We start from the raw sequence: 12,643 nt of genomic DNA, 5'->3' as shown, positions 1-12,643 counted from the left end.
AATGCGAAACAACAAATTGCGCCTTGCTTTTTATATATCCAACTGTCTTTTTGTGCACTATCGTTTGTGCGCTTGGGGCAATTATCGTAACTTTGTTGCCACCGTATAAGTAATTACAAATTAAAGAAAATGCAAAACATTGCGATTATAGGAGGGGGCGCAGCAGGCTTTTTCGCTGCCATTTCGGCAAAGTCCGCACAGCCCGATGCCGCTGTTACCGTGTTTGAAAAAGCAGGTCGTGTATTGGCAAAAGTAGGCGTATCGGGGGGCGGACGCTGCAACCTTACCAACTCGTTTGCCGACATAACCGACCTGAAGCAGGCGTATCCACGGGGCGACAAACTGCTGAAACGACTCTTTAAAAGGTTCGATTACAACGATGCCTACCAATGGTTCGAGGCGCATGGCGTTCGGTTGGTTACGCAAGACGACAACTGCATCTTCCCCCTCTCGCAAAATTCGCAGACCGTTATCGACTGTTTAACGCAGACTGCACAAAGGCTCGGCGTTACCGTCTGCCTGCACCATGCACTCGTAGGGATAGTAAAACAAGCGCAGGGCAAAATAGAAGTGCACTTCAAAGATAAACCTTTGCGCACGTTCGACAAGGTTATTATTACTACGGGAGGCTCTCCTCGTGCCAACGGTTTGCAGTATTTGTCAGACTTAGGGCACAAGATAGAAACGCCTGTGCCATCGCTTTTCACGTTCAACATTTCCGAAAAAGCATTCTGCAACCAGATGGGAACGGTGGTAGAACCTGTTCTGTTGTCTATTCCGGCAACCAAGTTCCGCAGCAGCGGTGCACTGCTCGTTACCCATTGGGGCATGAGCGGACCTGCCACGCTGAAATTATCGTCGTATGCAGCACGCCATTTGGCAGAAAACAACTACCAATCGGCAGTGGCTGTGAACTGGGTTTACGAAACGAACACGCAACTCGTAGAGCAAAATCTCGTAGCCATAGCAACCGAAAATCCTAAAAAGCAAATGGCAAACATTCGCCCATACAACCTACCTACCCGCCTTTGGGAGTATCTGCTCCATCGTTCCGACATAGACAAAGAGAAACGTTGGGGCGAATTGGGAAAGAAAGCGTTGCACAAACTCGTGGAAACACTTACGAACGACGTGCACCAAATTTCGGGGAAAGGCAGCTTTCGCGATGAGTTTGTAACGTGCGGCGGTATCAGCTTGAAGAGCATAAACCCCAATACGCTGGAAAGCAAAGTGTGTAAAGGGCTCTTCTTTGCAGGCGAAGTGCTCGACATAGATGCCATTACGGGCGGTTTCAACTTGCAGGCAGCATGGACAACCGGCTATGTGGCAGGGCAAGATGCAAGTGTATAAAAGGGCGCACAACTCCGCAAACGAAAGTTAAAAACAATGCAATTACAGCGACAAACGTTAATTTTGAAAATGCAAGATAAATGGTGCTAAAAAATAGAAAAAACGCTCTTGAAAACCCTTCGTTTTGCCACCGCAAAGCAAAACAATAGGTTTTGCCGAGTAAAAGCGGCGGTTTTACCTTGCAAAACCGCCGCTTTTGCATTGCAATACCATAGGTTTTACCACGCAAAATATGGTGGATTGGTTCGATTTAGTGATCTAAATGCGAAGTTTCAACGCCCTCCCAATTGCACGTTTTTACACTTTAAGCACTTACAACTCTGATTATCAACACATTAAACTTGCACACGAATAACGGCGTTTTTTGGAGAAAGAAAAATATTTGTACTGAAAAAGCCCGCTATTTGGCTGTTTATGACGATTTTCGTAAACATTTATCAATCTTTATTAACACTTCAAGCGCGTTGCAAACCGCAACTTCCAAATGTGCAACAGCCACAGCAGGGTGTGTAAACATCTCATTGCTAACAGCGTTACACCGCTTGAGAGAGCGTCTGCCGGCATCTTTGCAAACGTTTGCATACTGTTATTTTGAAAACGTGCAAAAAGGTTTTGCAATTTCGTTTTATTATTGTTACCTTTGAGCCAAAATAACTAACAGCTATTATGAATTTACAATTTAGCATAGAATATAAAACATATTACGGACAAGAACTTGTCCTGAATATCGTAAACGGCAAGGAGTCGGGAGACAATTCGGTGTGTCAATACAGAATGCACACACGCGACGGCTTTCTCTGGACAGTAGAAATAAACAGAGATATAAAGCCGGGCACGGTGGTAGACTATTTTTATAGTGTCCACGTTGGCGACCACGAGGAACGCCGTGGCTGGAGCGTTGCGCCCCATCGCGTGATGTTCAACTCGTCGCAAGCGTTGAATTACAGAATATTCGACCATTGGCGCGAAATTCCGGATAACGCTTTTCTCTACTCTTCAGCAGTTACCGACTGCGTAGTAGGTGCGAAAATAGAGAACTTGAAGTTGGAAAAGTTCAGCAAATTCGTATGCCTGAAGGTACGCGCTCCGCAACTCGGCGTAGGCGACAAGCTGTGCCTGATTGGTGCAGACCCACTAATGGGCTCGTGGAAAGAAAAGAAAGCGGTGAAGATGACGCAAGTTGCCATAAACGAATGGGCAGCCTGTCTCGACGCAAGCCGGTTGGCAAGCAACAATTTAGAGTTTAAGTTTGCCATTGTAAACGCCAATAAGGAATACTCTCCGATGTGGGAAAACTGCAACAACCGCACCATTGAGCTACCTGCAATGGAAGAAGGCGACGCATTGATATACGAGCTTAACGAAGCCAACTTTACACTGCCGCCCACACGTGTAGCGGGTACGCTTGTGCCATTGTTCTCACTGCGTTCCGACAGCAGCTTCGGCGTGGGCGACTTTGGCGACTTAAAGAAGATGGTAGACTGGGTAAGCCTGACTCAACAAAAGGTTTTGCAAATACTGCCCATCAACGATACCACCACCACACACACGTGGACGGACTCTTATCCATACAGCTGTATCTCCATTTTCGCCTTGCATCCTCAGTATGCAGACCTGAACGCGCTGCCTGCTTTGAAAGATAAAGCACAGAGAGAACGCTTCGAAAAAGAACGCCGACAGCTGAATGCGCTTCCGCAAATGGATTACGAGCGTGTGAATGAACTAAAGAGAGAATATCTGAAACTTATATACGAGCAAGAAGGAAAGGCTGCTATCGACAGCAAAGAGTTCAAGCAATTCTTTGCCGACAACGAGAGTTGGCTGGTTCCTTACGCACAATACAGCATGCTGCGCGAGAAGTATGGCACTGCCGACTTCTCACAATGGGACGACCACAAGCAGTGGGACGAAGCCGACAGAAAGGCACTTTCAACGAAAAACAACAAGGCTTACAAGGAAGTGGAGCTTTATTACTACGTGCAATTCATATTGAGCACCCAATTGAAAGCCGTCCACGAATATGCCACGACAAAGCGTGTGATACTGAAAGGCGACATTCCTATCGGTGTAAACCGCAACGGTTGCGATGTGTGGACAGAACCACGCTACTTCAATCTTAACGGTCAGGCAGGTGCTCCACCCGATAGCTTCTCGGTAAACGGGCAAAACTGGGGCTTCCCCACCTACAATTGGGACGCATGGTAGCCGATGGCTGCCAATGGTGGGTGCGCCGTTTCCAAAATATGGCACACTATTTCGACGCTTACCGCATCGACCACGTGCTGGGTTTTTTCCGCATTTGGGAAATCCCCGTACACGCTGTACACGGTTTGTTGGGTCAGTTTGCACCATCGTTGGGCATGACACGCGAAGAAGTGGAGGGCTACGGACTGCGTTGGCAGGAAGAACTGTTCACCCAACCGTTCATTACCGACTGGGTAATAGACCGCATTTTCCGCGAACACGCCAACGAGGTGCGCGATAAATATATAGAAAAGACATGGGGAAACCGCTACAAAATGCGCCCGGAATTCGACACACAACGCAAGGTGGAAGCTGCTTTTAAGGGAATGGAAACCGATAAGGACATTTGGATTCGCGATGGTTTGTATGCCTTAATCAGCGATGTGCTCTTCGTTCGCGACCATAAAGACCCGAACAAATTCCACCCGCGCATCAGCGTACAGCTGGATTTCATCTATGAAAGTCTGTACGATTGCGACAAGCAGGCGTTCAACACGCTTTACAACGATTACTTCTATCGCCGCAACAACCAGTATTGGTATCAGGAAGCAATGAAGAAATTGCCGAAGTTGGTAAACGCAACACGTATGCTTGTGTGCGCCGAAGACTTGGGAATGGTGCCCGATTGCGTGGCTTGGGTTATGGACGAGCTACGCATATTGAGCCTCGAAATACAGTCGATGCCGAAAGACCCGAAGGTGAAATTCGGACATTTGGGTGCCAATCCTTACCGCAGTGTAAGCACTATCTCTACCCACGATATGGCAACACTGCGTCAATGGTGGGACGAAGACTGGAACAGAGCACAGGAATACTACAATACGATGTTGCACCAAGGCGGTCCTGCCCCGCATCCGATGCCGGGTTGGTTGGCAAAAGACATTGTAGAGCGACACTTAACATCGCCAAGTATGCTGTGTATCCTCAGTATTCAAGACTGGATGAGTATGGACGAACGCCTCCGATTGGCTGATGCCGATGCCGAACGCATAAACATTCCTGCCAATCCGAAACACTATTGGCGATACCGAATGCACGTCAGCATAGAACAATTGATGAAGAACGAGGATTTCAACAAGAATATAACAGAACTGATTGTTAGGTCAGGAAGATAAAAAAGAATAGGGCAATGGGACGTATTTTTACTGCGTCCCACTGCTCGTATTTATAAGGATAATAAAAAAGCAGGTATGAATAAATTTAAGGTATTGATTGTATTGCTGTTTTGTTCCGTTATGGCAATGGCACAAGAACGTAGAAGGCAACAGCGAAAAGTGGGAAACGGCAGCTTCGCCGAACGGTAAAGTAGTTGTAGGGTTTGGTATCGACAACGGCAGACCTTGCTATACGGTGCAGTATGGCAAGAAGGACGTGATTAGAAAGTCGTTTCTTGGTTTGGAATTGGCAAAGAGCAAACACGCAAGCAAGGGTATGGAAGAAACCGGTTTGATGGACGGTTTCGAGATAACAGAAACGCAGAAAACTTCGTTCGACGAAACTTGGAAACCTGTTTGGGGCGAAACCTCTGAGATACGCAACCATTATAACGAGTTGTTGGTACACTTGCTGCAACCTAAAACCGGCCGCAAAATAATGGTTCGCTTCCGTATTTACGACGATGGCGTGGGGTTCCGCTACGAATTTCCGCAGCAAAAGGAACTCAATTATTTCGTTATCAAAGAAGAACATACACAGTTTGCAATGGCAGGCGACCACAAAGCGTGGTGGCTTCCGGGCGATTACGATACACAGGAGCAGGAAACACAGGAGAGCAAACTGTCGGAAATACGCAGTCGGTTCCGCGACGCCGTGAACTGGGATAACTCTACGGTGGCTGTATTCTCTGAAACCGGCGTGCAAACATCTTTGCAGATGAAGTCGAACGATGGTCTTTACATCAATCTTCATGAAGCAGCGTGTGTCAATTACCCCACAATGCACTTGAATTTGGACGATAAAAACATGGTGTTCGAGAGCTGGCTGACACCCGATGCCACAGGTATGAAGGGCTATATGCAGACTCCTTGCGAAACGCCTTGGCGCACAATACTCGTCAGCGACGACGCTCGCGACATGCTTTCGAGCAACTTGATACTCAATTTGAACGAACCTTGCAAGATTGAAGATACAAGTTGGATTCACCCAACCAAGTATGTTGGCGTGTGGTGGGAGATGATTGTGGGCAAGAACAGCTGGAATTACACGGACGAATTCCCATCTGTTCAGCTCGGAAAGACCGATTACAGCAAGGCCAAACCAAACGGCAGACACGGCGCAACAACCGAGAATGTAAAGAAATACATCGACTTTGCAGCTGAAAATGGTATCGACCAAGTGCTTGTCGAGGGCTGGAACATAGGTTGGGAAGACTGGTACGGACACTCAAAGGACTACGTTTTCGACTTCGTAACGCCTTACCCGGACTTCGACATCGACTATCTGAACAAATATGCGCATGAGAAAGGCGTTAAGTTAATGATGCATCACGAGACTTCTTCAAGCACTCAGAACTATGAACGCCACCTTGAAGCGGCTTTCAACTTGATGAATAAACACGGCTACGATGCCGTAAAGACAGGTTATGTGGGCGATATTATTCCACGAGGCGACCACCATTTCTCGCAATCAATGAACAATCACTACATGCACGTAGTGAAAGAAGCTGCCAAACATCGTATTATGGTGAACGCACATGAGGCAGTTCGCCCGACAGGACTGTGCCGTACATATCCTAATATGATGGGCAACGAAAGTGCACGTGGCACCGAATACGAGGCTTTTGGCGGCAGTCGTCCCGACCACACGGTTATCTTGCCTTTCACTCGCTTGCAAGGAGGACCGATGGACTATACTCCCGGCATTCTTGAAACGCAGCTAAAGACTTGGAGCGACAACACAAGCTACGTGCGTACCACGCTCGTTGGACAGCTCGCACTATATGTAACGATGTACAGTCCGCTGCAAATGGCAGCCGATTTACCCGAGAACTATAAGAAATTCAACGATGCTTTCCAATTCATAAAAGATGTTCCGTGCGATTGGAGCAGAAGTATTTACTTGGAAGCAGAGCCTGCCGACTACATCACCGTTGCACGTCAGGACAAGCATTCAAACGATTGGTACATCGGAGGTAAGTGCGATGAGAACGGACACAAGAGTGTTTTGAAACTCGATTTCCTCGATAAGGATTACATTTACGACTGCACTATCTATGCCGATGCTAAGAACGCGGACTACAAGAACAATCCGAAGGCATACAAAATTACCCATAAGAAAGTGAAGAAAGACGATGTTTTGAAGCTGACAATGGCACCCGGTGGTGGTTTTGCCATCTCTTTAGAGGCACGTTGGAATGGCGAAGAACGAGTTGAACGACCAACAAAGATGTAATAAACGGATTGCTTTATTAAATGAAATAGGAAACTTAACAAAGTAAAAGTATAACTGATATGAAATTAAAATACGGCATAATCACTATAATGGCAACTTTTCTGTCCATACTGACAGCACAAGCACAGAACGTTTTCAACGAAGTGAGCTACTCACCAAGGCAAACCACGTTCAAACTGAATGCACCAAAGAAGCCCACACTGCGTATCTACGAAGCCGGGAGGGGCGGCAAAGTCGAGAAAAAGGTAAAGATGAAGCAAACATCGGAAAATGTTTGGCAGGCTACCATCAGCGGTGATTTGAAGGGAAAGTTTTATACTTTCGACATCGGACGGGGCGAAACACCGGGCGTTTTCGCCAAAGCCGTGGGCATAAACGGCAAGCGTGGTGCAATTATTGATATGCAAACGACCAACCCGAGTGGCTGGAGCAGCGACCGTCGCTTAACTTTGAAGAACCCTGCCGACTTGATTATCTACGAAATGCACCACCGCGATTTCTCGATAGATGCCTCTTCAGGACTCGTAAATAAGGGCAAATTCCTTGCATTGACCGAGCAAAAAGCCATCAAACATTTAAAAGAATTGGGTATAAATGCCGTTCATATTCTGCCTTCTTACGACTTTGCATCAATAGACGAAGCGAATACGACAACCCCACAATACAATTGGGGCTACGACCCTTTGAACTATAACGTTCCGGAAGGCAGTTATTCGTTCGATGCAGAGCAGCCTACTCGCCGCATTCTTGAATTCAAACAAATGGTGCAAGCCTTGCACAAGGCGGGCATTCGCGTAATTCTTGATGTGGTTTACAACCATACTTACGACATCGAAGGTGGCAATTTCGACCGCACTTTCCCCATGGCGTACTACCGTTACACGGCTGATGGCAAGCCAAGCAACGGCTCCGGCTGTGGCAACGAAACCGCTTCTGAAAAGCCACTGATGCGCCAATTTATGCTCGAAAGTATGAAATATTGGGCAAACGAATACCACATTGACGGCTTCCGGGTAGACCTTATGGGAATACACGACATCGAAACGATGAACCTTATCCGCAAGGAACTTAGGGCAATCGACCCCAATATCTTTATTTACGGTGAGGGTTGGAGTGCCGGAACTTGCGCCTACCCTACCGAAAAACTTGCCCTCAAAGCCAACATAAAACAGATGCCGGGCATTGCAGCCTTCTCTGACGAGCTGCGCGATGCCCTCCGCGGTCCGTTCTCCGATGATAAGCAAGCGGCTTTTCTCGGAGATATTGCAGGATTTGAGGAAAGCATTAAAGCCGGCATTGCCGGCATGATAGCCCACCCACAGGTTGATTACACAAAGGTGAACTACACCAAAGAACCGTGGGCGAGCGAACCAACGCAGATGATTTCGTACGTTAGCTGCCACGACGACATGTGCTTGGTAGACCGACTGAAGGCTTCTATCCCTGAAGCAGCGTATGATATGGAAGAGGTTATTCGCTTAAACCAACTTGCGCAGACCGCTGTCTTCACCTCACAGGGCATTCCTTTCATGCTTTCGGGCGAAGAAATGCTACGCGATAAGAAAGGTGTGCACAACTCTTTCAACTCTCCCGACGAGATAAACCACCTCGATTGGAACAACCTGAAGAAGTATCCGCAAGTCTTTGCTTACTATAAAGGACTCATTCAGATGCGCAAAGCTCACCCGGCTTTCCGCCTTGGCAGTGCCGAACTTGTACGCAAGCATCTCGAATTCCTGCCGACGCAGGATTGTCTCGTGGCTTTCCGACTGAAAAACCATGCAGGTGGCGACAAGTGGAAGAACATTTACGTGGTGCTGAACGGCAGTACAAACCTTCAAAGCGTAAATATTCCGAAAGGAAAATATACCATCATAGCCAATAACGGTGTCATAAACGAAGCCGGAATCGGCGAAATGGAAGGTGGCGAAATTATGATTGACGCACAGACTGCACTTATTTTACACGATTAAGCAATAGAAATGAAACGATTAACTTTATTGCTCGCGCTCTGTCTTTTAGCCATCAGTGTCAGTGCAAAGATAGAAATAAAGAAGCTCGAACCTACAAACTGGTATGTAGGAATGAAAGATGCGTCGCTGCAACTTATGGTTTACGGCGAGAATATCGGCAACGCCGAAGTAGCGATAAACTATCCCAATGCACGCATCGACTCGCTCGTAAGGCTCGAATCGCCCAACTATCTGCTCATCTATCTTAACTTGAAAGGTGCGCAGGCAGGCACTATGAACATTGACTTCAAGCTCGGAAAACAGAAGACAACGGTGAAGTATGCCTTGCTCGACCGCACTATGGACGGCGAACAACGCAAGAGTTTCGACATTTCCGATGTGCTTTACATGCTTATGCCCGACCGCTTTGCGAACGGCAATCCCAAGAACGACATTATAAAAGGTATGCAAGACCGGCTCTGCAGCCGCAACGAACCAAGTCTCAGGCATGGCGGCGACATTGCCGGCATTATGCAACATCTTGACTATTTCACCGACTTAGGTGTTACTGCCCTTTGGTTTACGCCCGTTTTAGAGAACGACCGCCCTGCCGACGGGGGCAAATTCAGCACCTATCATGGCTATGCCACAACCGATTACTACCGCGTAGACCCTCGTTTCGGTACGAATGCCGACTACAAAGCACTCATAGACGCTTGCCATAAGCGTGGCATGAAGGTGGTAATGGATATGATTTTCAACCATTGCGGCGACTATCATGTGTGGAATAAAGACGTTCCGTCGAAAGATTGGTTCAACAATCCCAACTACGGACTGCAGACTTCGTACAAGCTAACGCCCGTGCTCGACCCTTACGCCAGCAAGGTAGACATGGCAGAAACGGTAGACGGCTGGTTCGTAAGTTCGATGCCCGACCTCAACCATCGCAATCCGCACGTGATGCAGTACCTCGTTCAAAACTCAATATGGTGGATAGAAACTGTCGGAATAGACGGTATTCGTATGGACACGTACCCTTATGCCGACCGAAAAGCAATGGCTACGTGGATGAAACGCATTGATATGGAATATCCTAACTTCAACACCGTAGGCGAAACGTGGGTAACCGAGCCTGCCTATACGGCAGCATGGCAGAAGGACAGCAAGCTCTCGGAAGAGAACAGCTACCTGAAAACCGTTATGGACTTTGCTTTCTTCGACCGACTTTCAATGGCAAAGAACGAAGAAACCGACGATTGGTGGAAAGGGTTTAACCGTATCTACAATGGATTGTGCTACGATTATCTCTACGCAAACCCTGCGAGCGTGATGGCTTTCATAGAAAATCACGACACCGACCGCTTTCTTGGCAATGGCAAAGACACTTTGGCACTGAAGCAAGCATACGCCCTTTTGCTGACAATGAACCGCATTCCACAGCTTTATTACGGTACGGAAATCCTGATGAACGGCACAAAAGAAGTTTCCGATGGTAATGTTCGCAAAGACTTTCCGGGCGGTTTCGCCGGCGATACAGCCAACAAGTTCACACGTGAGGGACGCACTGCCGAAGAGAATGCTATGTTCGACTGGACTGCACGCCTACTCCACTGGCGTCAAGGCAACGAAGTTATCACTCACGGCAAGCAAACTCAGTTCATTCCGTGGCACGGCGTCTATGTCGTTGCCCGCCAACACAACGGCAAAAACGTAATGACCGTTATCAATGGGCGCAACGCTGCCAACCAAATGGAAGTAAAACGATATGCAGAAATTATTGGCAACCACACCACTGCACGCGATGTTACCACCGGCAAAACCATTTCGCTCACAGCCGATGTGCCACTAAGTGCACGCCAAGCAATGATATTGGAGTTCTGACAAACAACCTTTCGCTCGATTATTGCTGTTCGGAAAGAACTTAATATCGCAAAAACAAATCTGCGGGATTAGTCTGTTTAAAGACCAATCCCGCAGATTTGTTTTAAGGAAAGTTCAACCAATAAAACAAAAGAAAATATGTGAATTCGGCATAGGAAAGCAGGTTAAACCGATAATCTCGCAGATGTTCTTAAGCAAGTTCGCTAATGAAACCGTGAGCGATTTTCTATTTAACTTTGTAATAATAATTCCTTTAAAAAGCGGCAATTGCGTTTTGACATTGCGAAAGCGGCTGTTTTGCAATGCAAAATAATAGGTTTACAATACACTTATGGCAAAAGAATGACACAATAGTAACAAGGTTTGCACACTTCTTATTCTCTCCTTGCTTATGCAATAAGTCGTTTTGCCACAGTTTTAACCTCGGCAAACAACAAGGAATTGTACACAAAAATAGGGGGCAACCCCACATAAAGGAGCTGCCCCTAATTATATTTTTCTTATTTACTGTTATGTACTCGCTAATTACTTACCGATGTACTTTACAGACTTTGTAGTGCCGTCAGCAAACTTAACGCTCTTGATAGCTACGCCCTTGCCTGCCTTAGACATCTTGCGACCAAAGAGATCATAGTATGTTTCGCCTACAACTTGCTTGTTAGCACCTCTTTCTACAGTTTCGATACCTGTAGGGTCGGTTGAGAATGTTGTTTCAACGTCGCCGCAGAAGAAAGTTTCCTCATCGCTCCAGTAACCGCCTAATATCTTCAACTCGAGATCTTCTTGAGATTGTCCTTTCATAACTGTGCCATTAAGTACAGCTGTATTGCCGTCAATGGTGAATGTAATATCACCTTCCTCTACGTCAAAACCCTTGCCCGTATAATTCATGTAACCTACTCTGATACCGTATGAGCCATCTTCGAAGTCACCATACATAATGTATTGACCTGCAGGAATAGTGATTGTGTTTCCTTCCTTGGTACCTTTCACCCAACCACCTGCTGCATCTTCCTTAATATACGATGCATAAGTAAGCACATACTTCAAATAAACAGTCTTGCCATCAGCAGCAGTTACAACTGTCAAATCGCCGGCAGGGTTTTGCTCCATTACTTTTGCAAGATCAAAGATTTTTATTTGTTTATCTTGAATAGCAAGCATTTTACCGCTAACACGTTTGTAAACAGTTTCGGTACCGGCCGGTTTTTCGGTAATGACGTCGGGTTTGTCTTGTGCCTGTGCACTAACACCAAAGAATGCTACGAGAGCAAGGAGTAATAATTTTTTCATAATTTTTAATGTTTAAGTAATACAATATTTATTTGGGGGATTTCCCCACATATATAATCTCTTCTAATAAATACATCTGACTTTCACGAAGTCGTTGTATTTGTTTTTCTACAATTGCAAAAGTAGAAAATGTTTTAGACGAGTGCAAACTTTCGTACTATTATTTTGAATTATTTAACACTTATCTTTCGTATTCATTGAAAGCTTGTTTCATAACCCAATCGTTACATGAAGAATGAACAGGTGCTACCCTCACGCAGGGAGCAGCCCCTGTGAAGCTGTTACGTTTAAACCGTTTCCTAAAAGTCGCACATCGGTGTAGACTCATCACAAAAGAGCTATTTAAATGAAACAGAGGCGTTTTAGTCGCATAAAAACGTTTATCGGCGAATTTATTTACACATAAAGAAATATTTATTTACGTGTAGAGAAATTATTATTTACGTGTAGAGAAATTATTATTTACGTGTAGAAAAATATTTATTTACACGTAAATAATTTGTCGGACTTGCATTTCCATTGCATCAAACTTT

Annotated in this window: 5 protein-coding genes and 1 pseudogene; 5 read left to right on the top strand and 1 reads right to left on the bottom strand. The window is 46.2% G+C overall.

Features of this window, described 5'->3' with window-relative positions:
- Positions 1 to 129: 129 nt before the first annotated feature.
- The 5 genes and pseudogenes from JCM15124_RS10535 (at position 130) to JCM15124_RS10510 (ending at position 10,817) form a co-directional block, all read left to right on the top strand.
- Entirely contained in the window at positions 130 to 1,350 is a 1,221-nt protein-coding gene (locus tag JCM15124_RS10535) for a BaiN/RdsA family NAD(P)/FAD-dependent oxidoreductase (RefSeq protein WP_024999401.1), read from the top strand.
- 666 nt (positions 1,351 to 2,016) lie between these two features.
- Positions 2,017 to 4,709, top strand: a pseudogene (locus JCM15124_RS14150) (4-alpha-glucanotransferase).
- A 97-nt stretch (positions 4,710 to 4,806) separates the two neighbouring features.
- Complete coding sequence (locus JCM15124_RS14145; RefSeq protein ID WP_232220168.1) at positions 4,807 to 6,984, top strand: glycoside hydrolase family 97 protein; 2,178 nt, start codon at positions 4,807 to 4,809, stop codon at positions 6,982 to 6,984.
- Positions 6,985 to 7,043: 59 nt separating this feature from the next.
- A complete protein-coding gene (pulA, locus tag JCM15124_RS10515) occupies positions 7,044 to 8,957 on the top strand; it encodes a type I pullulanase (RefSeq protein WP_024999400.1) in 1,914 nt (637 codons plus the stop codon).
- A gap of 9 nt (positions 8,958 to 8,966) precedes the next feature.
- Positions 8,967 to 10,817 carry a glycoside hydrolase family 13 protein gene (locus JCM15124_RS10510; RefSeq protein ID WP_024999399.1) on the top strand — a complete coding sequence of 617 codons (1,851 nt, stop codon included), beginning with the start codon at positions 8,967 to 8,969 and terminating at the stop codon, positions 10,815 to 10,817.
- Between the two features lie 525 nt (positions 10,818 to 11,342).
- Here the strand turns inward: JCM15124_RS10510 and JCM15124_RS10505 are convergent.
- Positions 11,343 to 12,110 (bottom strand): hypothetical protein, encoded by a 768-nt coding sequence (locus JCM15124_RS10505; RefSeq protein ID WP_024999398.1) that lies wholly within the window; start codon positions 12,108 to 12,110, stop codon positions 11,343 to 11,345.
- Positions 12,111 to 12,643 lie beyond the last annotated feature (533 nt).

The organism is Prevotella falsenii DSM 22864 = JCM 15124 (assembly GCF_000613945.1).
Taxonomy (GTDB): Bacteria; Bacteroidota; Bacteroidia; order Bacteroidales; family Bacteroidaceae; genus Prevotella; species Prevotella falsenii.
This window is presented reverse-complemented; position numbering and strand designations above follow the sequence as displayed.

Coding starts and splice junctions, on each gene's coding strand:
- JCM15124_RS10535 (WP_024999401.1), top strand. CDS start 130: ATGCAAAACATTGCGATTATAGGAGGGGGCGCAGCAGGCTTTTTCGCT.
- pulA (WP_024999400.1), top strand. CDS start 7,044: ATGAAATTAAAATACGGCATAATCACTATAATGGCAACTTTTCTGTCC.
- JCM15124_RS10510 (WP_024999399.1), top strand. CDS start 8,967: ATGAAACGATTAACTTTATTGCTCGCGCTCTGTCTTTTAGCCATCAGT.
- JCM15124_RS10505 (WP_024999398.1), bottom strand. CDS start 12,110: ATGAAAAAATTATTACTCCTTGCTCTCGTAGCATTCTTTGGTGTTAGT.